The following is a 22,083-nucleotide window of genomic DNA, read 5'->3' on the forward strand; positions in this document are numbered from 1 at the left end:
CACGCGCCGATCGGGCTAGGCTGCAGGTATAGCATTTTCTACACTTGCCCCACGCCTATACCAGGCTAGTGACTACCGCCGAGTGGGACATCTACCTCGTCTCCGAAGTCAGGGAGTGGATCGATGGTTTGGACAGCGCCTCGTACGCGCGAGTCCAGGCACTCGACCTTCTCGCCGAAGCAGGCCCCGGACTCGGCCGTCCACTCGTCGACACCATCCACGGCTCCGCCTTGGCCAACCTGAAGGAACTGCGGCCCGGCACCGTGCGGATCCTGTTCGCCTTCGATCCATGGCGGTCGACCATCCTCCTGGTCGCCGGCGACAAGTCAGGCAGATGGAACGAGTGGTATCGGACAGCGATGCCGCTGGCCGAACAGCGATACGAGGTCTACTTGACGGAACGCGGCAACCAGGAGGGCGGGGAATGAGCGGCTACTCGCGCTGGCAGGACATCCGGGCCGAGTACGTCGAGGCCGCTGGCGGCGAGGACGCGGTCACGGCCGGAAAGCAGGAACTGCTCGCGACCGTGCTCGGCCACCGGCTGGCCGAGGTGCGCCGCGCTCGCGGCTTCACCCAGCAGCAGGTCGCCGAGCGGATGGGGATCACCAAGGGGCGGGTATCCCAGATCGAGCAGGGCAAGGTCTCCGGGCAGGATGTCGTCGCCCGCTACGCCGAGGCGCTCGGCGGCCGCCTCCACCAGGCCATCTACTTCGACGACGGGGACATCGCGGCGATCGCCTGACGGCGCGTCACAGGGGTTTGACGACGCCGGATTTGCCGCTGTAGAGGCTTCGGGAGCCGTCGGCCCGGCGCGGCGTGTCCGGGGCGTCCAGCCAGATGATGTACGGCGCCCCCGTCGTCAACCCGGTGATGGTCGTCGTGGTCGTGCAGCCCGCCCCCGCCGGCACCGTCTGCCACGACGGCGCCGGCTGCGCGCCCGCGACCAGCCCCTGCAACACCGCCGTGATCCGGTAGTACGACCCGTACGCCGACGGCCACTCGACCTTGAACCCCCCGGTGATCGGCGTGATGTTCATCGGGATCAGCACCTCGCCCGAGTCCGGCCACCCGATCGCGCACCCGGCCGAACTGGTCGACAGGAACGACACCGACGGCAGCCCGGCCGGCCGGGTACCGCTGTAGAAGGGGCCCACCGGCGTCGACGTAGGGCTGCCCGACTGGAAGAGCACCCACGGCCCCCTCGTCGGCGTCGGCGACGAGGTGGCGGACGGCATCGGCGCGCTGCCGCAGCCGGCCAGCCCGACCGGCAGCGCCGCCAGCGCCAGCACGAACGCCCGGCCTCGCATCCGACCCCTCCCTACCCCTACTCTCCGATCGGCCCGCGCGCCCCCACACTTAGCGGCGCCGGGCCGGTGGTGCCGCGGATGACCAGCCGCGGCGGGATCACCGTCTCCCGGTGGACGACGTGCGCTCCGGCGATCCGCTCGACCGCGCGCGCCACCCCCAGTGTCGCCATCGTGTCGATGTCCTGGGCGACCGTGGTCAGGTCGATGTGCGCGAGCCGGCTGAAGCTGCTGTCGTCGTAGCCCACCACGCTGATGTCCCCGGGCACGTCCAGCCCGCCGCGCCGCAGGCCGTCGAGCAGGCCGGTCGCGCTCAGGTCGTTGAAGGTCGTCACCGCGGTCGGCGGATCGTCGAGCAGTTCCCGAGCCGCCCGGGCACCGTCTTCCTCGCCCGGACCACCCAGAACCACTCTTGTGTACGCGTCGAGCCCGTGCCGCCGCATCGCCTCCCGATAGCCCTGTCGCCGGTCGGCCGACGCCACCATCCGGCCGCCGTCGACGTGCGCTATCCGGGTGTGGCCGAGCCCCACGAGGTGGTCGACGGCCAGGTGCAGCCCTCGGGGATCGTCGGTGCGTACCACGTCGACGGCCTTGTGCCGCACCCCACGCATCATCGACACCACCGGCAGCCGCCCGGCCAGCGCCGCCAGCTCGGCGATCGGCAGCTGCGGCCCGAGCAGCACCAGCGCGGCGCACCGGTCCTGCAGCAGCCCGGCGATCGCGGTGCGCTCGTCCCGGCGCGGGGTCACCGCGCTCAGCGCCAGCTCGTACCCGAGCCGGTCGGCCGCGTCGTACAGCCCGATGAGCATGTCGTCGTGGAACGGGTGCCGGACCGCGAAGACGACGCCGAGCAGCCGGCTCTCCCCGCTGCGCAGCAACCGGGCCCGGCTGTCCGGCTGGTAGTCGAGCCGGCGAGCCACCTCGAGCACGCGTTCCCGGGTGGTCGCGCTCGCCCCCGGCGCGTCCCGCATCACGATCGACACCAGGGCCACCGACACGCCCGCCTCGGCGGCGACGTCGGCCAGCGTGGGTCGCCGCTCCCCTGCGCGCATGGCCGGGAAGTTTACCTGTGATCACTAGAACGTTCTACGACGCGACGGCCTAGAACGTTCTAGAGTCGTTGGCGTGGAGAAACTTGCCGCCGGCCGGCGCTGGGCCGCCCTGCTCGCCCTGGCCCTGGGCGGCTTCGGGCTGGGCCTGACCGAGTTCGTCGCGATGGGCCTGCTGCCCGACATGGCCCGCGACCTGTTGCCGACCGCGTACGCGCACTCCAGCGCCGGCGCCGTCGCCAAGGCCGGCTGGATGATCACGAGCTACGCGCTCGGCGTGGTGGTCGGCGCGCCCACGATCGCGGCGCTCACCGCCCGGGTGCCCCGCCGCCGGCTGGTGGTCGGGCTGCTCGGCCTGTTCGTGCTCGGGACGGTGGCCTCCGCGCTGGCACCCACCTTCGGGCTGGTCCTCGCCGGCCGGTTCGTCGCGGCCCTGGCCCACGGCGCGTACTTCGGGGCGGCCGGGCTGCTCGCCGCGGCCATGCTCGGCCCCGGCAACGCCGGGCGCGGCTTCTCGATCGTGCTGGGCGGGCTGACCGCGGCCAACGTCTTCGGCGTCCCGCTGATCACCGGCCTCGGGCAGGCGGCCGGCTGGCGGGTCGCGTACCTGGCGGTGGCCGGTGTCTTCGCGCTCACCCTCATCGCCGTGCTGCTGGTGGTCCCCGAGGTGGCGGCCGCGCCCAACGGCTCGCCCCGGGACGAACTCGCCGCCTTCCGGCTCCCCCAGGTCTGGCTGGCGGCCCTGGTCGCCGCGGTCGGCTTCGGTGGCTTCTTCGCGGTCAACAGCTACATCGCGCCGGTCACCACGCACGTCACCGGCCTGCGCGAGTCGGCGGTGCCCTGGGCGCTGGCCGTGATGGGCCTCGGCATGACCGTCGGCAACGCGCTCGGCGGCATCGCCGCGGACCGCAACCTCAAGCGCAGCGTGCTGCTCGGCTTCGGCGGCATCATCGCCTCGGCCGTCCTGTTCGGCCTGACCGCGCGGCACCCGGCCGGCCTCTTCGCCGGCGCCTTCCTGGTCGGCGCGGCCAGCCTGTTCGCCGGCCCGGCGCTGCAGGCCCGGCTGATCGCGGTGGCGCCCGGCGCGCAACTGATGGGCGCCGCCGTCAACCAGTCGGCCAGCAACATCGCCAACAGCGTCGGCGCGGCCCTCGGCGGCGCCGCGATCGCGGCCGGCTGGGGCTACCTGGCCTCGGCCTGGATCGGCGTGGCCCTGGCGGTGATCGGTCTGGCGCTCGCGGTGCAGAGCTTCCGCCTGGACACCCGAGCAACGACAAACGCCGACCGCCCAGAGGCGGCGCTCGTCTAGGGCCAACGCCGCTCGGTTAAGGCGGGGGTGGTGCTGTCGAGGGTGTGTTGTTCGGGCAACGGAAAGCGGAGTTCCGGTGTTGAGGCAGACCTTAACCGAGCGGCGTTGCGTCTAGGGCAGCGCCGATCACGCCCCGGCCGTAGCCCACCCTCCCAAGGGGGAGCCCCCTCAGGTCATTGTCGCGGGGAATTGCGGTCTTGGGCGGGTGCGCCGACGCGCCCTGTGGACAACCCCGGACCTGTGGAAATCCGCGGGTGATCGGCGGAATGTGCTAACCGACGGCCGGGCTCAGGTGGTAGCCGGCCATCTCCAGTTCGCCCACGCCCAGCGTCACTGCCGTGAACAGGCCCGAGTCGTCGCTCAGGGTCATCAGCGAGCCGTCGATGTGATACGTGCCATGTGCGTGCCGCCTACGTCCGGCGACCTGCCCGTCGTACGTGCCGTCGGAGAAGATGTCGAGGCGGACCGTGCCGTCCTCGCTCAGCCAGACCCCCACCGGCGCCGAGGTCTTGACCCGGGCGGGTGTCTGCCCGCCCCGCTCGGCCGGCCGGCCGCCCATCACGCGCTTGAGCAGCGCGGCGGCGTCGACGACGGGGTGCTCGACGGACGGACGCATTGCGGCTCCTGGGCTCGGAGAGGAGGATGGCCCCTACCTTCGGCGGCGACGCGCGATTGCCGAGTGCCGCCCGGGTGCGGTTCGGTTGCCGACGATCAGCTCAAGACCCATCACGGCGGCGATCAGGCGCGCAACGCCCCCATCACGGCGGCGATCAGCTTGTCGAGGTAGTCGTCGCCCAGCGGGGTACGGGCGACCGCAAGCCGCCAGTACAGCGGGCCGAGGATCAGGTCGACGGCCACCTCCGGGTCGGTGCCCTCGGGCAGCTCGCCGCGCGCCACCGCCTGGCCGATCAGCTTGTCGCCGACCGCCTGCTGGTGGGTGCGCAGCGCCTTCTGGAGGGTCTCGGCGATCTGCGGGTTGCGCGAGGCCTCGGCCATCAGGTCCGGGATGATCTGCGAGGCGATCCGGTGTTGCAGCGCCCGGCTTACAATCATCATCAACAACTGCAGGTCGCCGGCGAAGCTGCCGGTGTCGGGGAGCGGCACGCTGCGACCCGCCACGTCGGAGACGATCTCGAGGACCATCTCGAGCTTGTTGCCCCAGCGGCGGTAGACCGCGGTCTTGCCGACGCCGGCCCGGCGGGCCACCGCCTCGATCGAGAGCCGGCCATAGCCCACGTCGGCCAGCTCCTGCATGACCGCATCGCGGATCGCCTTCGTGATGTCGCCTCGGAGCACCGCCGCGCCGGCGGGTGCACGCTTCGCTGTCGTCACGCGATCACTATACGCCAGGACGTAACGGTTGCGTTCCGCCGTTTGGTCGGATAGCCTCGCACCACGTCGATACGAACCCGTTCCATCGACAACGGCTTGGCATGCTGAAGTTGTGTTCTCGCGGAAAGCATCTGGTCCCGATTCCCCGGTCGGGCCGACGAGATCGGAGCACCACTCCATGGCTCAGACGACCGTCGTCGAGTCCTACACCGGGCCATCCGCCAAGGAGCTGGCCCGGAAGTATGGACTAGGCGCCGCCGGGCGACTGCCCAGCCTGCTGGAATACACCCGGCAGCTGTGGGCGTACCGGCACTTCATCTGGGAGTTCGCGGGCGCCAAGGTCTCGGCCGCGCTCGGCAACACGCGGCTGGGCATGGTCTGGCAGGTCCTGACCCCGCTGTTCAACGCGGGCGTCTACTACGTGATCTTCGGCGTGCTGCTGAACACCAAGGGCGGCGTCCACAACTTCATCCCGTACCTGTGCACCGGCGTCTTCATCTTCGGCTACACCCAGTCCGTCGTGCAGGCCGGTATCCAGGCGATCAGCGGCAACCTCGGGCTGATCCGGGCGCTGCACTTCCCGCGGGCCAGCCTGCCGCTCTCGATCACGCTCGTCGAGGCGCGCAACATGATCGCCTCGATCGCCGTGCTGATGGGCATCGTGCTGCTCACCGGCGAGCCGATCAACCTTCAGTGGCTGCTGCTGGTCCCGGCCCTGCTCCTGCAGACGATCTTCAACGCCGGCTTCGCGATGCTGGTCGGCCGGCTCGGTTCGAAGCTGCACGACCTGCGCCAGCTCATCCCGTTCATCATGCGCGTCTGGATGTACGGCTCGGCCGTGCTCTACCCGGTCACCCGGTTCACCGAGCACCTGCACGGCTGGAAGCTGAACCTGGTCCTGGCGAACCCGATGCTGGTCTACATCGAGCTGATGCGGCACGCCCTGATGGAGAACGTGAAGCTGGCCGCCTCCCCGACCCTCCTCTGGACCGAGGCGGTCATCTGGGCCGTGGTCATGGGCATCGGTGGGTATGCGTACTTCTGGCGTGGAGAGAAGGGTTACGGCCGTGGCTGACGAAGAGCGGATCCCCACCGTCATCGCGGAGAACGCGCACATCATCTACCGCATCCACGGCTCGGTCTCGGCCGCGCAGAACTCGCCGGTGAGCAGCTTCCGGCGGTTGGTGACAAGGACCAAGAGCGCGGCCGTACGCGAGGTCCACGCGGTCAAGGGGGTCAACTTCATCGCGTACAAGGGCGAGGCGATCGGCCTGATCGGCACCAACGGCTCGGGCAAGTCCACGCTCCTGCGGGCGATCGCCGGGCTGCTCCCGGTCGAGGCCGGCGGCGCGATCTACGCGGCCGGCCAGCCCTCGCTGCTCGGCGTGAACGCGGCGCTGATGAACGACCTCTCCGGCGAGCGCAACGTGGTCCTCGGCTGCCTGGCCATGGGCATGACCCCGGCCGAGGTCAAGGGCCAGGTGGACGACATCATCGAGTTCTCCGGCATCAACGAGCGGGGCGACTTCAGCTCGCTGCCGATGCGGACGTACTCGTCCGGCATGGGCGCCCGGCTGCGCTTCGCGATCGCCGCGGCCAAGAAGCACGACGTGCTGCTCATCGACGAGGCGCTGGCCACCGGCGACGCGAAGTTCCGCAAGCGCAGCGAGCAGCGGGTCCGCGACCTGCGCGCCGAGGCCGGCACCGTCTTCCTGGTCAGCCACAGCGAGCAGTCGATCCGGGACACCTGCGAACGCACGATCTGGCTGGAGAGCGGCGAGCTGCGCGCCGACGGCCCGACCGAGGACGTGATGAAGGAGTACGAGACCTACGTCAAGAAGTAGGCGTAGATCTCGTACCCCTCCGGGGTGAAATCCCTCAGATCACCGACAGGTGTACGTGGTTGGTGTGGTCGCTGGACGGGTCGCCGTTGCCTCGGGTGTACGCCTTCCAGCCGCTGCTGGGCAGCCAGATGCGTTTGAACCAGATGACGTAGAGCACGCCCAGTTTGTCGGAGTTGTTGATGAAGTAGTTGGCCAGGTTCGTCCCGTACGTCTTGCTGGCGCCGGTCGCGACCCCGCCGAAGCCGCCCGGGTCGGCCGCGAAGTCGCAGGCCCGGCCCTTCGGATGCTCGCCGCTGTTCTGCTCGCGCCAGCAGTGCACGTAGTGCGTGAAGCCGGCGGCCTGGGCCTGCTGCATGGCGTGCAGCATGCGCAGGGTGATCCGGCCACTGCTGGTCGGGTCGTCCACCATGCCGCTGCCACCCTGGAACGCGGACGCGCCCTTGCTGGTGCCACCGTCACTCGGCTGCGGGTCGTCCTGGCCGGCGTTCGCCGCCTTCAGCGCGCCCTCGGCCTGCGCCTTGCGCCGGGCCATCAGGTTGACCTGCTTCTGCTGGTCCGCGACGGTGGCGTCGATGGCGAGCTTGGCCTGGGCCTGGCTGTCCCGGGTGGTCTCGAGGTCGCGCAGGATCGCCCGCTGCTGGACCCCGACCGTCTCGAGCATCTCGGCGCGGTCCAGGAAGCCGGCCGGCGAGTCGGCGGTGACCAGCGCGCTCATCGGGCCGAGCCGGCCGGTCTTATAGGCCTGCTGGACGATCACGTCGAATGCCTTCTGCTTCGGCCCGACCTCGGCGTCCAGCTGCTTGAGCTGGGCGTTCAGATCGGCCTGCCGCTTCTGGCCGGCGGCCAGCGCGGCCTTGGCGTCGAGCCAGCCGCGGGAGGCCGCCTCGAGCTGCGAGGTCAACGACTTGGAGCCGCCCTCGCCGTCGTCGCCGGTGCCCGGCGCGGCGGAGGCCGGGCCGGCGACCGCGACCGCCAGGCCGGTGACGGCCATCATCAGGGCGAGCGTCGCCGCTAATCGGCCGCGGACAGAAATGTGCCGCACAACAGTTCCTTCCGTCGGCCGCCGACCGGGTTAGCTGACGGGTTCGGGATGGAAGCGATCCCTACCGCTCGCGCGGATTCACCCCAAAACGGGAAACGGTGGTTCCCCGGCTCGCCCTCGCGGGCGATTAGGCGGCGATCTCCGTGTGGAGATCGGCTCCGACCATACCCATGATATCGATTGATCGACAGTTCTCGTACTCTGCGCAATTCCGCGATGACCCGTGGTCACTTTCTTACGGAACGTCGCCGGAGGATTACTGCATTGACATTCTTTGAACCCTTAAGGCCGGCTTGAGCTCGGGTAAACTCTCCGACGGCTCTGCCGTCGTGGCGCCGCCCCCGAGGCGCCGGCAGGGCCACCGCCCAATCGCCGTGAGGCGAGCCGGGGAACCAATGTTCCTCACCACTGGGGTGAATCCGCGCGAGCGGTAGGGATCGCTTCCGTCCCGAACCCGTCAGCTAACCCGGTCGGCGGATAACCGGAAGGAACTTGGATGACCGTACGCCCCCGCCGGTGGCAGACGCTTGCCCTGGCACCGCTCGTGGCGCTCTCGTTCCTGGCGGCGCCCACCGCCCCCGCGAGCGCCGACCCTGACACCTCTTCCTCTTCCTCTTCCTCTTCCTCGTCGTCCGGCTCGTCGGCCACGCCGGACGAGGGCTCGGACGAGGTCGAGGCGAACGCCACCCTCAACGACGTGCTCGAGTCGTCGAACCGCAAGTACGTGCAGGCCAAGGCCGCGGTCACGAAGTCGACCGCGACCCAGAAGCAGCTGGGCACCAAGATCGCCGAGGCCGAGGCCAAGCGGGACGCGCTGATTCCCGAGGTCAACGCGATCGCCGCGCAGCAGTACGCGATCGGTCACATCGGCACCGCCGGCTACCTGCTCGGCAGCCAGGGGCAGGACGACTTCTTCGCCAAGGCGGTATCGCTCGAGGAGATCAACACCCTGCACGATCGCAAGCTGCACGAACTCAACGCGGCGATCGACGAGGTCACCGCGACGAAGTCGGCGCTGGACGCCGAGGTGAAGGCGCAGCAGACCAACCTGCTCGCGATGCAGAAGCAGAAGACCGCGGCCGAGAACGCGCTCACCCTGGTCGGCGGCACGAGCCTCACCGGCGGCTTCGTCGACGCGGTCTCGAAGGTGGCGGCGCCCGCGCCGCGCAACGCCGACGGCGGTTTCTCCCCGGAGAAATGCACCGTCGACGATCCGACCACGGACGGTTGCATCACTCCGCGCATGCTGCACCTCTACCAAGAGGTGAAGAAGGCGGGCTTCAATCGATTCGTCGGCTGTCACCGCAACGGCGGGCCGTTCGAGCATCCGAAGGGCCGGGCCTGCGACTGGTCCCTGCAGATGAGCGGATTCTCCAACGCGCACAACGCCGACATGAAGAACTACGGCAACAACCTGATGGCGTTCCTGGTACGCAACGCCGACCGGTTGGGCATCTACTACGTCATCTGGTACAAGCAGATCTGGTTCCCCGCGACGGGTAACTGGCACGCCTATCACGGCGTCAGCGCGCACATGGACCACGTACACGTATCGGTGCTTTAGCCGCCCGACGAGAAGGCCCCCGCGGAACTGGCGGGGGCCTTTGTCGTTTTCGGTCAGTCCTGCGGCGCCCGGCGCACCGGGGCGCGACCGGCCGGCTGGGTGGGCGGCGGCCCGACCGGACCGGCCGGCGGGATCGGCACGCTCACCGGCTTCACCTGGGTGACCTCGACCTCCTTGCCGTGGTGCAGCAGCACCAGGCGGGCCGAGCCGCCGCCGTTGCGCAGCGAGTAGGTCACCTCGTCGGCGGTCACGTTCACCCGCAGCCGCAGACCCCGCCAGAGCAGCGAGAACTCCAGGTTGTTGATCCGGCTGGGCAGGCGCGGCGCGAACGACAGCTGGCCGTTGAAGTCACGCATGCCGCCGAGGCCGGCGATCAGCGAGATCCAGGTGCCGGCCAGCGACGCCACGTGCACGCCGTCCCGGGAGTTCTGGTGCAGGTCGTGCAGGTCCATCAGGGCGGCCTCGCCCAGATAGTCGTGCGCCAGCTCGAGGTGGCCCACCTCGGCCGCCATGACCGCCTGGATGCACGCCGACAGCGAGGAGTCCCGAACGGTCCGGGCGTCGTAGTAGGCGAAGTTGCGCTGCTTCTCCTCCGGGGTGAACGCGTCGCCCCGGATGTACATCGCCATGACCAGGTCGGCCTGCTTGACCACCTGCTTGCGGTACAGGTCGAAGTACGGGTAGTTCAGCAGCAGCGGATAAGCCTCCGGCGGCGTGTTCTCGAAGTCCCACTCCTGCAGCCGGGTGAAGCCCTCCGACTGCTGATGGACCTGCAATTCCCGGTCGTACGGGATGTGCACGGCCGCCGCGGCGTCCCGCCAGGAGGCCATCTCCTCGTCGTCCACGCCCAGCTTGCGGGCCAGGTCGGGGTGGCGCTTGGCCGCCTCGACGGCGCTGAACATGTTCTGCTGCGCCATCAGGTTCGTATAGATGTTGTCGTCCACCACGGCGGTGTACTCGTCGGGGCCGGTGACCCCGTCGATGTGGAAGCGGCCGTGCCGGTCGTGGTGACCCAGCGACCGCCACAGGCGCGCGGTCTCGACGAGCAGCTCCAGCCCGACCTCGCGCTCGAAGTCGTAGTCGCCGGTGGCCTGCACGTACCGGCGGACCGCGTCGGCGATGTCCGCGCCGATGTGGAAGCCCGCGGTGCCGGCCGGCCAGTACGCCGAGCACTCCTGCCCGCGGATCGTCCGCCACGGGAACGCGGCGCCCTGCAGGCCCAGCGTCTGCGCCCGCTCCCGGGCCAGATCCAGCGTCGAGTGCCGCCAGCGCAGCACGTCGGCCGCCGCCGAGGGCTGGGTGTAGGTCAGCGCGGGCAGTACGAACGTCTCGGCGTCCCAGAACGTGTGGCCGTCGTAGCCGGGGCCGGAGAGACCCTTGGAGCCGATCGGCCGCTGCTCGGCCCGGGCGCCGGCCTGCAGCGTGTGGAACAGCCCGAAGCGGACCGCCTGCTGCACCTCGGGGTCGCCCTCGACCCGGACGTCGGAGTGGTCCCAGAACGCGTCCAGGTACTCCCGCTGGGCCTCGACCAGACCCTCCCAGCCGTCCAGCCGGGCGCTGGCGAGCGCGGCGCCCACCTGGTCGCGGATGGCCGGCAGCGAGCGGCTGCCGGACCAGCCGTACGCGGCGAGCTTGACCACCCGCAGCTTCTGGCCCGGCTCGAGCTTGGTGGCCACCGTGGTGCGCAGCCAGTCCGGGTGGCCCTCGGTGGTGATCGCGTGCTTGCCGGGGGTCTCGATCAGGTGCTCCATGGCCGCGGCCATCCGCAGGTCGCTCGCCTTGGTGCGGTGCACCAGCAGGCCGCCGGTGCGCTGTTCGAGCATCTCCTCGGCCTGCAGCGGGTGGTCGAGCACGGCGGCGACCCGCGGGTCCTTGCTCATCGGCGGCAGCTGCTCGTTGGCGACCAGCTCGGACTGCAGGATCAGCCGGGCGGACGCGTCGAGCGGCTCGACCTCGTACAGGAAGGCGACCACGGCGCGCTGGGTGAACGAGACCAGGCGTACGGTGCGGACCCGGATCGCCTGGCCGGAGGGCGAGACCCACTCGACGGTCCGCTCGAGCGTGCCGGCCCGCAGGTCGAGCACCCGCTCGTGGGAGCGGAGCTCGCCGTACCGCACGTCGAACGGCTCGTCGTCGACCAGCAGCCGCATGAGCTTGGCGTTGGTCACGTTGATCATCGTCTGGCCGGACTCGGGGAAGCCGTAGCCGGCCTCGGCGTACGGCAGCGGGCGCAGCTCGTAGAACGAGTTCAGGTACGTTCCCGGCAGGCCGTGCGGCTCGCCCTCGTCCAGGTTCCCGCGTATCCCGATGTGCCCGTTGGCAAGCGCGAACACCGACTCGGACTGGGCCAGCAGGTCCAGATCGAGCCGGGTCTCCCGGATGTGCCAGGGGTCCACGGGATATGCCCGTTCACGGATCACGGTGGTGCCTCTCGAATGAAAAAGAGAAAGTGGTGAAGATATAAGCGCTGATACGGGCTCAGCGCTTCAGGAGTTCGGACAGGTCTGTGACAACGATGTCGGCCCCGTGCTCCAACAAAGCGTCACGCTGCCCGACGCGGTCCACTCCGACCACGATCCCGAAATTGCCGGCCCGACCTGCGGCGACGCCTGCCTGTGCATCCTCGAAGACGGCACACGCCTCCGGCGGCAGGCCCAGCAGTTTTGCCCCGTACAGAAAAGTGTCGGGTGCCGGCTTGCCTGGCAAGTGTTGCTCACGGGCGGTCACGCCGTCCACGCGCTCCTCGATGAGGTCGGCTATACCGGCCGCCTCCAGCACGTCCTTGCAGTTGGCGCTCGCCGAGACCACGACGCGCCGCAGTCCCGCGTCTCGCGCGGCCTTGAGGTACTCCACCGAGCCCTCGTAGACCTGCACGGCGCCCTCTTTGATCTTCTGGAGGACGAGGATGTTCTTCTTGTTCCCGATGCCGTTCACGGTCAACTGGTCAGGACCGTCGGCGGGGCTGCCCTCGGGCAGGGTGATACCGCGAGAGGCGAGGAAGGTACGGACGCCGTCGGCGCGTGGCCGACCGTCCACGTAACGCTGGTAGTCGGCGCCGGAGTCGAAGGGCACGAACGGAACGTCGTGCTGAGCCGACCACGTCTCGAGGAACGTGTCGAACGTCTGTTTCCACGCAGCATTGTGCACGAGTGCGGTCTGCGTAAGCACGCCATCAAGATCGAAAAGGCATGCGGTCACATGGGGAGGTAGTCCGAGCACGCGCCCAATGTAGTCGCATGCGGCCCGTCGCGAGCCCCGAAGGGCGCCTTCACGTTTCCGACAGGCTTTACGCCCTGTTCAAACTGCTGTTTCAGTTAGGTGACGTCCGGCGTGGCAGCGCGATCCGCAGCCCGATCGTGGTACCGATCGGGCCGGTCGCCACGGTGACCTCGTCGCAGAGCTGGTGGGCGAGCCAGATGCCCCGGCCGCCCACCTCGAAGGCCTCGGGCACCTCGGGCCGGCGCAGATAGTGCGCCGGGATGCCGGGGCCCGAGTCGGTGACCGTGCACCACGCCGAGCCGCCGGCCAGCCAGAGCACCGCACGCCCCTGGCCGCCGGCGTGCAGCACGACGTTGGTGATCACCTCGTTGACCGCGAGGACGAAGCCGTGCAGCCGGTCACCGACCAGGCCGGCCGCGGCCAGCCGGCCGGAGACCTCGTGCCGCACCACGGCGATCTCGTCCCGCCCGAAGCGGCGGTCGAGGAGCTGGGAGGCGTCGGTGGGCGAGCCGCTCAGGACGCTCGACTCCGCACCGGGAGCCGAACGCAATCTCTGGCCGATTCTCTCCTCCACCGTCGTGCAGCCTACGCGGTGTCCCCCGCCCGTGGCACGAGGCACCGACGATCACCCTCAGAAGAGGTGCGAGATCGTCTTGAAGATCTCGGCGTAGAAGTTGCCGTCGATCTCCCGGTACAGGCTGAACGGCTTGCCCGGGCTGCCGAAGAACGGGCGCAGCGTCCACGCCAGCTGGGTGCCCACGAAGCCGAACAGCAGGATCCAGATGTAGAGCAGGGTCATGCTGGGCGGGGTCTGCCCGCCGGCCCGGGCCGGTGCCGGCCGCTGGATCGGCTGCAGGACGTACCCGAGCGGCACCTGGACCTGCTGCGCGGGCGGCGCGGCGCCGTTGCCCGCGCCGACCGCCGCCGGCACCTTCTCCTCGGCCGGGACAGCCGCCGCCTCGGCCGGGACCGGCACAGCCTCGGCCGGAACGGTCGAGGCGACCGGCGGGGCGAGCAGGCCGTGCTGGTTGAGGACCCGCATGCCGTCGGTCATGAAGCGCAGCCCGACCAGCGCCGACAGCGCCAGGATCGCCACGTTCAGCAGCTTGAAGAACTGGTAGTTGGGCGCGGTGATCAAGAAGAACAGGCTGATCGGCGCGAACGCGAGCGCCAGCATCGCGGTCACGGTGAGCGCCACCATCACCAGGGCCAGCGACTGCCGCACCGACAGCCGGGCCCCGAAGACCAGGTTGAACAGGTACAGGGTGGGCAGGCAGATGGCCAGCGTGGCCAGGAACAGCAGCGGCAGCTTCACGGCCGAGGTGCCGGCCATCGCCGCCGAGTGGAACGAGCCCAGCACCGCGCCGTACACCGCCAGCGCCAGCACCGTGCTGGCCAGCATCTGACCCACCAGGCGGGGCAGGTCGCGGTCCTCCACCAGCTGTCGCCACACGCCTTGCCGGTCGCGCAGGATGCGTTCGATAACCAGCAATCCGGACGCACTCGCCAACGTGCCCACCTCCACCGGTCGGTACGTCGATACGCCGTCGCATCGACGTGTGCGCGGAACGGTAGTCGATCCCGTCAAGTGCGGAAAGGGGCCCGTCACCGCCAACCGACGTCGATGCGGTCGCCGCGTTCGTCGAAGAAGTGCAGCATGTCCATCCGCACCGCCACGGCGAGCGGGTGCCCGGGCGAGACCGCCGGGTACGGCGCCAGCCGCACCGCCAGCTCGGCCGGCCGCCGGTGGTGCCGGCCCGGGTCGAGCACGCTGGCCCGCTCCTCCGGGGCCTGGACCGTCGCGGTGCTGGCGGCCGTACCGCGGCCGGCCAGCTTCTGCAGGGTGCTGCCGAAGCGCCGGAACGCGCCGTTGGGCTCCGGGTCGGGCTTGCCGGTGCCCATCTCGTCCACCACGATCGCGGTCGCGCCGATGTCCAGATAGGCCAGCGACTCGTGCCCGTGGTGCTCCAGGTAGCGGATCCGGCCGCGGAGGATGTCGCCCTGCACGTCCGGCGACACCGGGGTGAGCGCCTCGGCCCGCATGCCGACCACGATGCGCTCGCCGTGGTAATGCGCCACGGCCCGCGCCCGGATGTCGTTCCACGGCAGGTAGAGCGCCTGGTCGCCGAGGTTCAGCGCGACGTACTGGTCGAGGTGTACGTAGACCGAGGCCTCGAGCAGGTTCATCCGGGGCGAGCCGAGGAACGCGGCCACGTAGAGGGTGGCCGGCCGCCCGTACACCTGGGTGGGGGTGCCGACGTCCTGCAGGATGCCCTTGCGCATGATCGCGACCCGGTCGGCCATGGTGAGCGCCTCGGCCTGGTCGTGCGTGACGTACATGGTGGTGACGCCGAGCTCCCGGGTGAGGCCGGTGATCTCGGCGCGCAGCTCGGCGCGCAGGCCGCTGTCGAGGTTGGACAGCGGCTCGTCCATCAGGAAGAGGCCGGGGCGGCGCACGATGGCGCGGCCCATCGCGACCCGCTGGCGCTGGCCGCCGGAGAGTTGACTGGGCTTGCGCCCGAGCACGTCGCCGATGCCGAGAGCGCTTGCGACGTCGCCGACTCTCTCCAGTCGGTTGTTGGTCTCCATACCGGACAAACGCAGCGGAAAGCCGATATTGTCGTTCACCGTCATATGCGGATAAAGCGCGAAATCCTGGAAGACCATGGCGATACTGCGATCACGCGGCGCCAATTCGAGCACGGGGTCACCATTGAGGAGAATGTCCCCTTCGGACGGATCCTCCAGGCCCGCGATCATCCGGAGAATCGTCGATTTCCCGCAGCCGGACGGGCCCAGGAGCACGAGAAACTCACCGTCCTCCACGTCGAGACTCACGTGATTGACGGCAACCGTGCCATCGGGCCAGATCTTGGTGACGTCCTTCAGCAAGACGGTGGACACCGTCTCTACCTCCTGCCGGGGAAGCTGGCAACGATCGCGGCCCGGGGATGACCGGCGATCTAGCTCACTTTGACGAGGAGTATCGATATGCCGCCATCGGGTGAACGTGCCATTTGCGCACAGTAGCGGACTGATTACGGCAGATTAACGCGGGTCGCGAAAGACCCGGCGAACCACGCGTTCGGCCGCGCCGCCGTCGTCGAGACCGCAGAACCGCTCCCGGAACGCCCGCCGCGCCGCGTCGTCCCAGCGGCGCTCCTGGAAGATCTTGACGAGCTCGTCGAACTCGGTGGCGACCGGGCCGGGCGGCTGGGCGAGCAGGTCGAAGTACACGCCGCGCAGGTCGCGGTAGACCGGCCAGTCGGGCGCGAAGATCACCAGCGGCCGGTCGAGCACGGCGAAGTCGAACATCGCCGACGAGTAGTCGGTCAGCAGCACGTCGGCGGCCAGGTAGAGATCCTCGACGACCGGGTGGCCGGCGACTTCGGCGAAGTAGTGCTCGCGCACCAGCAGATCGGTGTCCGGGCCGAGCGCCCCGGCCAGCCGCTCGACATCGAGGACCCGGGCGCCCTTCGGCAGCCACTCGCGGTGGGTCGGCATGTACAGCACCACCCGCCGGCCCGGCGCGATGCCCAGCCGCTCGCGGACCGCCGCGACCTCGGCCGCGGTCGCCGTGGCCAGCCGGTCGTTGCGCGGGTAGCCGACCTCCAGCGTCTCGTACGCGCACGGATACGCCCGCTCCCAGGCGATCGTGCTGTGCGCGTTCGCGGTGACCGAGAAGTCCCAGCGGTCGGCCCGGCGCATCTGCCCGGTGAAATCGGTGTCCCGGACCGCGGCCGGGTGGTCCAGCTGGTCCATCCCCATCATCTTGAGCGGGGTGCCGTGGTGGGTCATCACGTGCGTGGTGCCGCGCCGCTTGACCGTCATATTCGGCCAGTTGACGTTGTTGATCAGGTAGCGGGCGCGGGCCAGGGCGCGGTAGTAGGCCCGGGAGTCCTCCACCACGTAGTCGACGCCGGGCGGGACCGCCGCCACCCTCGATCGGCCGACCACCCAGACCGCGCGCACCTCGGGCACCAGCTCGGCGGCCTTCGCCGCGATCGCCGCCGGGTTACACGCGACCCCGCGATACCAGTACGCGGCGTACAGGGCGAGCGACGGATCCACCGGACGCAGGAGTTGGAGCCGGTAGTAGAGGCGGCCGAACACCTGCCGGCCGAGCCGCACCAGCTTGCGGCGCGGGCGGCCGGCCCGGCGCTGCAGGTCGCGGGTGACCCGCATCGCCACCTCGGCGACCAGGTACGACCGGTACGCCCCGCGGCCCACGAACCGATAGCGCAGCCCTTCCCCGCTGCCCGGCGACGAGAAGGCGCCCCGCGGCGGCCGGTGTCGCTGATACATCTCGGTCATCCGGGCGAAGAACCGGCGACGCGACCCGACCGGCACCCGGGCGTCGTGCCGGAGCACCCGCGTCAGGTGCCAGAGCATCCGCTGGAACAGCAGGTCGCGCACCTCGTCGCCGTACGCCGCCGGCCGGGCCTCGGCGTACTTGGCGCACAGCCCGAGCGCGTGCTCCCAGTGCTCGAAGACCTCGAAGTGCCGCTCCCCCACGGTCCGGGTGATCGCCCCGGTGCGCCGCTGGCGGTAGTGCACGCAGGTGCGCGGCAGGCCGCTGATCCGCGGCGCGGCCACCATCAGCGGGAAGGTGAACGAGACGTCCTCGTACCAGCCGGCCTCGAAGGCCAGGCCGAGCCGGTCCAGCAACTCCCGGCGAATCACCCGGTTCCAGGCCACGTGCAGCACGTTCAGCACCTGCGGCCACTGCTCGACCGAGAAGACCCGGGGCGCGTCGCCGAGCACCGCCCCGGCCGAGCCGCTCTGCACCGGGCCGTCCCAGTGCACCCGGTCCCAGCCGACCACCAGCACGTCCGCCTCGGTGGCGCGCAGCCGGCCGGCGACCGCGGCGAGCGCGCCGGCGGCCAGCCAGTCGTCGCTGTCGAGGAACCAGACGTACGTCCCGCGGGCGTGCTCGAGGCCCAGGTTGCGGGCGCGGCCCAGGCCGACGTTCGCCGGCGAGGTGAGCACCCGGACCCGCGGGTCGCGGGCCGCGTATTCGGCGAGGATCCGGCCGCTGTAATCGGGCGAGCAGTCGTCCACCGCGACGATCTCGAAGTCGTCGAAGGACTGCCCCAGCACCGAGTCGAGGCACTGACGCAGGTACCCCTGAACCCGGTAGACCGGAAGGACGATGCTCAGAAAGGTCACGACCGCAGCCAGTCCGCGACGGCGCGCCCGAGGAACGAGCCGCCCACCACGGCGGCCAGCCCGGCCTCGGCGAGCGTCACACACCCGGCCAGCGTGGACACCGCCAGCGCCAGCACACGGATGTCCCAGCCGGCCAGCGCGCCGGTGCCGCGACCGGCCGGCGCGCCCTTCTCCATCCGGGCGGTCAAGTCGTAGTGCCGCAGGGCCAGCGCGAACAGCAGCAGGAAGAGCACCGGCGTGGACACCGAGCCGGCCCAGCCGACCGCGACCACGTACAGGTACTCGGCGGCGCGCAGGGCGGCCGGGACCAGCCAGTCGAGCGCGCCGCCGTGCCGGGCCCGGGCCGGCAGCCCGGCCGCGAGCACGAGCAGCCCGACCACCCCCACCGTCCCCTTGGCCGGCGGCTCCACCCAGCCGAACAGCAGGGCCGCCACCAGCACGAGGGCCGCCACCGCGCCCACCGCCGCGAAGGTGAGCGGGGAATGCAGGCCCGGGGCGGCCAGCAGATGGCGGACCAGCGGGCCGTCGTCGCGGTGCCGGGCGGTGTCGACCTTGTCGAGCACCCCGACCCCCATCGAGAGTGACCGCAAAGAGCGCAGGGCGAGGGTGTACGCGAAGGCGAGCAGCCCGCAACCGGCCACGGCGCCGAGCGCGACCCGCCCGTCGGTCAGCATGGCCAGCACGGCGATCAGCGCCCACCGCTCGCCGATCGGGAAGACCACGATCCGCTTCAGCCAGTACGCCGCCGAGCCGGCCTCGCCCTGCACCCGGGTGGAGGCCGCGGTGAGCCGGGCGCCGACCCCGCCGGCCGGCGGGGTCGGCCGGGCCGCGGCCTCGTCGTGCAGCGCGCCGTACCACGTGTCGGTCATGTGCCGGACGGTCTGCAGCACAATCGCGGTGATCGCCAGCGGCCACGCGTACGGCAGGCCGATCCGCTCGGCGCCGGCCGCGAGCCCGGCGTACACCGCGTACTCCTTGGCGCGGTCGGCCATCGTGTCGAGCCAGCCGCCGAAGGTGCCGAACGTGCGGGTGTAGCGGGCCAGCTGACCGTCCACACAGTCGAGCACGAAGCCGAGGTAGAGCAGGACGCCGCCGGCGATCATCGCGGGCCGGGACGCCTGCCCGAAGGCGACCGCGGCCAGCCCGGCGAGCAGCACGGACAGCCAGGTCACCGCCGTCGGCGAGAGGCCGAGCCGGGCGGCGGCCCGGGTGACCGCCGGCGACCAGGTGCTCACCGCGTACGTGGTGAAGAAGTCGTCCTGCTCCTTGACGGCCAGCCGCAGGCGGGCGGCCTCCTCGTCGACGGCGGCCACCTCGGCCCGGGCCTCGGCCAGCTCGGACGAGGTGCGCACCTGGGTGGCCCGCAACAGCCGCACCGCGGTGGCGACCGGCACCACGCCCGCGTCGAGCAGCGCGGCCAGCAGATCGGGGCGGTCGGCGACCTTTTCCAGGGTGGGCAGGTCGGCCGGGGCGACGCAGAGCGCGCCGAGGTAGCGCACGGTGCCCGCGCCCGGCTCGGCCGGCAGCAGCTTGCCGCGCTCGTCGCGCAGGTCGCCGGCCGGGTCGGCGACGACCAGCGCGGTGCTGCGGCCGCCCGGCTCGGTGGCGAGCGTCCGCAGCAGGCTGGCGTGCGCGACGAGATTGTCGGCGCAGATCAGCACCCGCTGGTTGGCGTCGTACGCGCGGCGGGAGAGCGCCCGCAGCGCGCCCGGGTCGTCGAGCCGCTCGACCTCGGAGGCGCCGGCCGCCCGTAGCGCGCTGACCAGGTCGGCCACCAGCCGGGTGGCCTCGGGCGGGTCGAGGGCATCGCCGCCGCCGGCGGAGAGGACGGCCAGCGTCACGGGGTTATCACCGGCTTGACCGGGGTACGGGTCACCCTTACGGGAACCGGACCGCCCATCTCCACCTCGGGACGGAGGGAAGCCAATCGCGGCGCCCCTACCGTCGAGACAAGACCACAGCGAGTGAAGGAGAAAACGATCGTGACCCGCCGCCTCGCCCGCCCCCGCGACGACCGCTGGATCGCCGGCGTCTGCTCAGGACTGGCCCGCCGCTTCGGACTCTCGTCCGGCGTGGTGCGCCTGCTCTTCGTGCTCTCCTGCCTGCTGCCCGGACCACAGTTCGTCATCTACCTCATCCTTTGGGCCTTGCTGCCCAACGAGTGAGGGTTGGAAAAAGTCAGGCGCGCCCACCCATCCGTGGGGCTTCCGGGGGCTCGGCCCCCGGAACCAGCATGGCGAGTCGTCGAGGTCCGCGCTTGCTGCGGACGCGCCCACCCCACCCAACGACGAGTGAGGTCGACTACGGTGTCGTAAAGGTGACGGTCACCGAGGTGTAGCCGAGGCGGGTGAACAGGCTCTCCAGCATGTGCTGGGTGTTGTCCCGGGCCCGCTGGTCGAGGCCGCTCGACCGGGCCGCCTCGGTGATCCGCTGCTGGGACAGCTGGTAGACCCGCTGCTGCTTGTCGGTGTCGCTCTTGAACGCGTCGCCGATGCTGGTCAGCAGCCCGCGATCCTCCTCGACCACGTAGCTCTTCTGCAGGTCGAGCGCGGCGTCGCCCTGCTGCGGCGGCGGCAGCGTCAGCTTGATCGTCTTCTTGTCGTTGTCGACCTGGAGCGCCTTGTCGGAGAGCGAGGAGAAGTCGACATACTCCTCGACGGTGCCGGAGCCGACGAACAGGATGCGCCGGTTGATCAGCCAGTCGGGGACGTATTTCCGGTCGTCCTGCAGGTCGACGATCACCTGGAAGGTGCCGTCGGCCGCCACATAACGGCTCAGGTCGCGCATGGACTGCAGCAGCACCGGCTGGCTGCGGTCGGTGGTCTGCTTGTCGAACGGGTTGTCGAAGCTGGGCAGCACATTGAGCGAGCGCAGCCCGAAGCAGGCGGCGACGATGACGGCGAAGACCACACCGAAGAAGATGAGGACGCGAGCGACGATGCTCCTGCGTGGGGGATCGGGAACGGCGGCCGACGGCTCGTCGTCGGGGACGGCCGGATATTCCCTCGTGGGTTCGTCGACATCCGGTGACTGGGCCATACCCATAAGGTACGAGAGGGGTACGACAGTCGCACTCGCTCAGCCGGCGAAGGCGCTCAGACCGGTCAATTTCTGACCTATCACCAGCTGGTGGATCTCCGAGGTTCCCTCGTACGTGAGCACGCTTTCGAGGTTCGCCGCGTGCCGCATGATCGGGTACTCCCCGCTGATGCCGTTGCCGCCGAGGATCGTGCGGCACTGCCGGGCGATCTTGATGGCCTCGCGCACGTTGTTCAGCTTGCCCACGCTCACCTGCTCGGGTCGCAGCGCCCCGGCCGAGTCGCGCAGCCGGCCCAGGTGCAGCGCGAGCAGGAAGCCCTTCTGCAACTCCAGCGCCATGTCGGCCAGCTTGGCCTGGGTGAGCTGGAACCCGGCGATCGGGCGGCCGAACTGCTCCCGGCTGCCGGCGTAGTCGATCGCGGTGGCCACGCAGTCGCGGGCCGCCCCGAGCGCGCCCCAGACGATGCCGAACCGCGCCTCGGTGAGGCAGGACAGCGGCGCCTTCAACCCGAGAGCACCGGGGAGCCGAGCCGAGTCCGGCAGGCGCACCTCATCCAGGGTGATCTCCCCGGTCGACGACGCGCGCAGCGACATCTTGTGCTTGATCTCCCGGGCGGAAAAACCGGGCGTATCGGTCGGAACCGCAAAACCGATTACGTTATCTGAAGCTCGCGCCCAGATCACCGCGACGTCGGCCAGCGGCGCGTTGGTGATCCACATCTTGCCGCCGCTCAGCACCCAGTCGGCGCCGTCGCGGCGGGCCCGGGTCGACATGGTGGCCGGGTCGGAGCCGTGGTCGGGCTCGGTCAAGCCGAAGCAGCCGAGCAGCTCGCCGGCCGCCATGCCGGGCAGCCACCGCTGTTTCTGCTCGTCGGACCCGTACTTCCAGATCGCGAACATCGCCAGCGAGCCCTGCACGCTGACCAGCGAGCGGACGCCCGAGTCGGCGGCCTCCAGCTCCATGCAGGCCAGGCCGTAGGAGACCGCGTTGGCGCCGGCGCAGCCGTACCCGGTCAGATGCATGCCGAGCAGGCCGAGCTTGCCGAACTCGAGGGCCAGGTCGCGGACGGGGGTGGCGCCGTTCTCGTACCAGTCGGCCACATACGGGCGGACGCGCTCGTCGGCCACCCGGCGACAGAGCGCGCGGATGTCGCGCTCCTCGTCGGTCAGCAGGGTGTCGAGATCGAGGAGATCCAGCGGGGCGACCGGCAT

Annotated in this window: 21 protein-coding genes and 2 riboswitches; of the genes, 7 read left to right on the forward strand and 14 right to left on the reverse strand. The window is 70.4% G+C overall.

What is annotated here, in order from left to right:
- Window positions 1–68 precede the first annotated feature (68 nt).
- Both IH26_RS0135495 and IH26_RS0135500 read left to right on the forward strand, forming a co-directional pair.
- Window positions 69–428 carry a type II toxin-antitoxin system RelE/ParE family toxin gene (locus IH26_RS0135495; protein WP_030440648.1) on the forward strand — a complete coding sequence of 120 codons (360 nt, stop codon included), beginning with the start codon at window positions 69–71 and terminating at the stop codon, window positions 426–428.
- A complete protein-coding gene (locus tag IH26_RS0135500) occupies window positions 425–742 on the forward strand; it encodes a helix-turn-helix domain-containing protein (RefSeq protein ID WP_030440649.1) in 318 nt (105 codons plus the stop codon). The genes IH26_RS0135495 and IH26_RS0135500 overlap by 4 nt, the downstream gene beginning before the upstream one ends.
- 7 nt (window positions 743–749) lie before the next feature.
- Here IH26_RS0135500 and IH26_RS0135505 read toward each other — a convergent pair whose 3' ends face one another.
- Together IH26_RS0135505 and IH26_RS0135510 are read right to left on the reverse strand one after the other, a co-directional pair.
- Window positions 750–1,307, reverse strand: coding sequence for a hypothetical protein (locus IH26_RS0135505; RefSeq protein WP_030440650.1), 558 nt, complete (start codon window positions 1,305–1,307; stop codon window positions 750–752).
- 17 nt (window positions 1,308–1,324) lie between these two features.
- Entirely contained in the window at window positions 1,325–2,356 is a 1,032-nt protein-coding gene (locus tag IH26_RS0135510; protein ID WP_034216677.1) for a LacI family DNA-binding transcriptional regulator, read from the reverse strand.
- Between the two features lie 73 nt (window positions 2,357–2,429).
- Here IH26_RS0135510 and IH26_RS0135515 point away from each other — a divergent pair, with 73 nt between their 5' ends.
- The gene (locus IH26_RS0135515; RefSeq protein ID WP_051809130.1) at window positions 2,430–3,662 is read left to right on the forward strand and encodes an MFS transporter; all 1,233 of its coding nucleotides are present in this window, start codon (window positions 2,430–2,432) and stop codon (window positions 3,660–3,662) included.
- A gap of 271 nt (window positions 3,663–3,933) precedes the next feature.
- Here the strand turns inward: IH26_RS0135515 and IH26_RS0135520 are convergent, their stop codons facing one another.
- Together IH26_RS0135520 and IH26_RS0135525 are read right to left on the reverse strand one after the other, a co-directional pair.
- Window positions 3,934–4,278: an Atu4866 domain-containing protein gene (locus tag IH26_RS0135520; protein WP_030440653.1), complete on the reverse strand. Its 345-nt coding sequence runs from the start codon at window positions 4,276–4,278 to the stop codon at window positions 3,934–3,936.
- A gap of 122 nt (window positions 4,279–4,400) precedes the next feature.
- Window positions 4,401–4,994 (reverse strand): TetR/AcrR family transcriptional regulator, encoded by a 594-nt coding sequence (locus IH26_RS0135525; RefSeq protein ID WP_034216679.1) that lies wholly within the window; start codon window positions 4,992–4,994, stop codon window positions 4,401–4,403.
- A 178-nt stretch (window positions 4,995–5,172) separates the two neighbouring features.
- Between IH26_RS0135525 and IH26_RS0135530 the strand changes: the two genes are divergently transcribed.
- Together IH26_RS0135530 and IH26_RS0135535 are read left to right on the forward strand one after the other, a co-directional pair.
- Window positions 5,173–6,069 carry an ABC transporter permease gene (locus IH26_RS0135530; protein WP_030440655.1) on the forward strand — a complete coding sequence of 299 codons (897 nt, stop codon included), beginning with the start codon at window positions 5,173–5,175 and terminating at the stop codon, window positions 6,067–6,069.
- Complete coding sequence (locus IH26_RS0135535) at window positions 6,026–6,838, forward strand: ABC transporter ATP-binding protein (protein WP_051809132.1); 813 nt, start codon at window positions 6,026–6,028, stop codon at window positions 6,836–6,838. Before IH26_RS0135530 ends, IH26_RS0135535 begins: the two co-directional genes overlap by 44 nt.
- A 34-nt stretch (window positions 6,839–6,872) precedes the next feature.
- On the opposite strand, the gene IH26_RS0135540 is transcribed toward IH26_RS0135535, so the two are convergent.
- Complete coding sequence (locus IH26_RS0135540) at window positions 6,873–7,832, reverse strand: coiled-coil domain-containing protein (protein WP_051809134.1); 960 nt, start codon at window positions 7,830–7,832, stop codon at window positions 6,873–6,875.
- A 51-nt stretch (window positions 7,833–7,883) separates the two neighbouring features.
- Window positions 7,884–8,024: riboswitch (cyclic di-AMP (ydaO/yuaA leader) on the reverse strand.
- 208 nt (window positions 8,025–8,232) lie between these two features.
- Window positions 8,233–8,371, forward strand: a riboswitch (cyclic di-AMP (ydaO/yuaA leader).
- 5 nt (window positions 8,372–8,376) lie between these two features.
- On the opposite strand from IH26_RS0135540, the gene IH26_RS0135545 reads away from it, so the two are divergent.
- Window positions 8,377–9,444, forward strand: coding sequence for a coiled-coil domain-containing protein (locus IH26_RS0135545; RefSeq protein WP_030440658.1), 1,068 nt, complete (start codon window positions 8,377–8,379; stop codon window positions 9,442–9,444).
- A 53-nt stretch (window positions 9,445–9,497) separates the two neighbouring features.
- Here IH26_RS0135545 and IH26_RS0135550 read toward each other — a convergent pair whose 3' ends face one another.
- The 7 genes from IH26_RS0135550 to IH26_RS0135580 all read right to left on the reverse strand — a co-directional run bounded on the left by IH26_RS0135550 (window position 9,498) and on the right by IH26_RS0135580 (window position 19,673).
- The gene (locus IH26_RS0135550; protein WP_030440659.1) at window positions 9,498–11,864 is read right to left on the reverse strand and encodes a glycoside hydrolase family 65 protein; all 2,367 of its coding nucleotides are present in this window, start codon (window positions 11,862–11,864) and stop codon (window positions 9,498–9,500) included.
- A 58-nt stretch (window positions 11,865–11,922) separates the two neighbouring features.
- Window positions 11,923–12,663 (reverse strand): HAD family hydrolase, encoded by a 741-nt coding sequence (locus IH26_RS0135555; RefSeq protein ID WP_030440660.1) that lies wholly within the window; start codon window positions 12,661–12,663, stop codon window positions 11,923–11,925.
- Window positions 12,664–12,754: 91 nt separating this feature from the next.
- Window positions 12,755–13,237, reverse strand: a complete 483-nt coding sequence (locus IH26_RS0135560) for an ATP-binding protein (protein WP_051809136.1) — start codon at window positions 13,235–13,237, stop codon at window positions 12,755–12,757.
- Window positions 13,238–13,294: 57 nt separating this feature from the next.
- Window positions 13,295–14,173, reverse strand: coding sequence for a hypothetical protein (locus IH26_RS0135565; RefSeq protein WP_030440662.1), 879 nt, complete (start codon window positions 14,171–14,173; stop codon window positions 13,295–13,297).
- A gap of 95 nt (window positions 14,174–14,268) precedes the next feature.
- On the reverse strand, window positions 14,269–15,567 hold the full coding sequence (locus IH26_RS0135570) for an ABC transporter ATP-binding protein (RefSeq protein ID WP_030440663.1): 1,299 nt from the start codon (window positions 15,565–15,567) through the stop codon (window positions 14,269–14,271).
- 144 nt (window positions 15,568–15,711) lie between these two features.
- Entirely contained in the window at window positions 15,712–17,832 is a 2,121-nt protein-coding gene (locus IH26_RS0135575) for a bifunctional glycosyltransferase/CDP-glycerol:glycerophosphate glycerophosphotransferase (RefSeq protein WP_030440664.1), read from the reverse strand.
- Window positions 17,829–19,673, reverse strand: a complete 1,845-nt coding sequence (locus IH26_RS0135580) for a DUF5941 domain-containing protein (protein ID WP_030440665.1) — start codon at window positions 19,671–19,673, stop codon at window positions 17,829–17,831. Before IH26_RS0135580 ends, IH26_RS0135575 begins: the two co-directional genes overlap by 4 nt.
- 141 nt (window positions 19,674–19,814) lie before the next feature.
- Here IH26_RS0135580 and IH26_RS0135585 point away from each other — a divergent pair, with 141 nt between their 5' ends.
- The gene (locus IH26_RS0135585) at window positions 19,815–19,997 is read left to right on the forward strand and encodes a PspC domain-containing protein (RefSeq protein WP_211268815.1); all 183 of its coding nucleotides are present in this window, start codon (window positions 19,815–19,817) and stop codon (window positions 19,995–19,997) included.
- Between the two features lie 136 nt (window positions 19,998–20,133).
- Here IH26_RS0135585 and IH26_RS0135590 read toward each other — a convergent pair whose 3' ends face one another.
- Both IH26_RS0135590 and IH26_RS0135595 read right to left on the reverse strand, forming a co-directional pair.
- A complete protein-coding gene (locus tag IH26_RS0135590) occupies window positions 20,134–20,871 on the reverse strand; it encodes a DUF4230 domain-containing protein (protein ID WP_030440667.1) in 738 nt (245 codons plus the stop codon).
- A gap of 39 nt (window positions 20,872–20,910) precedes the next feature.
- Window positions 20,911–22,083 carry an acyl-CoA dehydrogenase family protein gene (locus tag IH26_RS0135595; protein ID WP_030440668.1) on the reverse strand — a complete coding sequence of 391 codons (1,173 nt, stop codon included), beginning with the start codon at window positions 22,081–22,083 and terminating at the stop codon, window positions 20,911–20,913.

Origin of the sequence: Actinoplanes subtropicus (genome assembly GCF_000721705.1) — a bacterium.
Taxonomy (GTDB): Bacteria; Actinomycetota; Actinomycetes; order Mycobacteriales; family Micromonosporaceae; genus Actinoplanes; species Actinoplanes subtropicus.

Bases quoted from the DNA above. Each gene is read 5' to 3' on its own strand.
- IH26_RS0135500 (WP_030440649.1), top strand. From the start codon at position 425: ATGAGCGGCTACTCGCGCTGGCAGGACATCCGGGCCGAGTACGTCGAG.
- IH26_RS0135505 (WP_030440650.1), bottom strand. From the start codon at position 1,307: ATGCGAGGCCGGGCGTTCGTGCTGGCGCTGGCGGCGCTGCCGGTCGGG.
- IH26_RS0135510 (WP_034216677.1), bottom strand. From the start codon at position 2,356: ATGCGCGCAGGGGAGCGGCGACCCACGCTGGCCGACGTCGCCGCCGAG.
- IH26_RS0135520 (WP_030440653.1), bottom strand. From the start codon at position 4,278: ATGCGTCCGTCCGTCGAGCACCCCGTCGTCGACGCCGCCGCGCTGCTC.
- IH26_RS0135530 (WP_030440655.1), top strand. From the start codon at position 5,173: ATGGCTCAGACGACCGTCGTCGAGTCCTACACCGGGCCATCCGCCAAG.
- IH26_RS0135535 (WP_051809132.1), top strand. From the start codon at position 6,026: ATGCGTACTTCTGGCGTGGAGAGAAGGGTTACGGCCGTGGCTGACGAA.
- IH26_RS0135540 (WP_051809134.1), bottom strand. From the start codon at position 7,832: ATGATGGCCGTCACCGGCCTGGCGGTCGCGGTCGCCGGCCCGGCCTCC.
- IH26_RS0135545 (WP_030440658.1), top strand. From the start codon at position 8,377: ATGACCGTACGCCCCCGCCGGTGGCAGACGCTTGCCCTGGCACCGCTC.
- IH26_RS0135590 (WP_030440667.1), bottom strand. From the start codon at position 20,871: ATGGCCCAGTCACCGGATGTCGACGAACCCACGAGGGAATATCCGGCC.
- IH26_RS0135595 (WP_030440668.1), bottom strand. From the start codon at position 22,083: ATGCCGGTCGCCCCGCTGGATCTCCTCGATCTCGACACCCTGCTGACC.